This is a genomic window from Citrobacter sp. wls615 (assembly GCF_005281355.1).
GTDB classification, from domain to species: domain Bacteria; phylum Pseudomonadota; class Gammaproteobacteria; order Enterobacterales; family Enterobacteriaceae; genus Citrobacter; species Citrobacter werkmanii.
In genome coordinates this window covers 1-602 of the sequence record NZ_SZXM01000088.1, presented here as the reverse complement: position 1 = coordinate 602, position 602 = coordinate 1, and the positions used below count along the sequence as shown (strand labels likewise).

At 47.0% G+C, this 602-nt stretch carries 1 protein-coding gene and 1 pseudogene; one reads left to right on the top strand and one right to left on the bottom strand.

Going from position 1 to position 602, the window contains the following annotated elements; genetic code table 11:
- Positions 1-207, top strand: a pseudogene (locus FDX04_RS23045) (phage tail protein); the annotation flags it as partial.
- 138 nt (positions 208-345) lie between these two features.
- Here FDX04_RS23045 and FDX04_RS23040 read toward each other — a convergent pair.
- A complete protein-coding gene (locus FDX04_RS23040; protein WP_137371509.1) occupies positions 346-588 on the bottom strand; it encodes a DinI family protein in 243 nt (80 codons plus the stop codon).
- Positions 589-602: the final 14 nt, after the last annotated feature.

The window sequence follows — 602 nt, the reverse complement described above, 5'->3', positions numbered from 1 at the left end:
AACAGAATAGGGCACACAGATATAAACCGGATATTCACTGAAACCGTGACAGACGGAGAGCCTGTAGATATTCCTGCCGATTCGTTTGTATCTGTTCGTGTGGAAATGCCGGTGAACAGCATCTGGAATCAGAAACAGAAGGATTTACAGGAGGCGATGGAAAAAGCTGAACATGAATGCGAGCAAACTCAGCAGGGTGTTCAGTAGGGCAAATTGACAGGTGCCGCAACCACGCCGTATGCAAGAGCATGATTGCGGCCGACTGGCGAACGTTCGATAGTGCGAGTATTGAATGATTGCCAGTCCCGGCGGATTGTACTTAAGCAATATGACGGTTCAAGGCATTTAATCTGAAACCAGCCACATATCCGCCTCTTCAAACATTTCCTGAATAGTACGGCTTATCTGTTCTTTCTCATGCTTGCTGGCGTCAGTGTTGATCGCCGGCAGTGTCATCATCGGTTTAACCCGAACATCAGCATCGGGGAAAATCCGGTGAACCCTCTTACTCAATTCGTCCAGAATGATATCTTTTGCACCGGGCAGACCATCAAAATTCCTTTTGTCATAAATGAGTTCCACGAACATTGCTCATTGCTCCT

Bases quoted from the DNA above. Each gene is read 5' to 3' on its own strand.
- FDX04_RS23040 (WP_137371509.1), bottom strand. From the start codon at position 588: ATGTTCGTGGAACTCATTTATGACAAAAGGAATTTTGATGGTCTGCCC.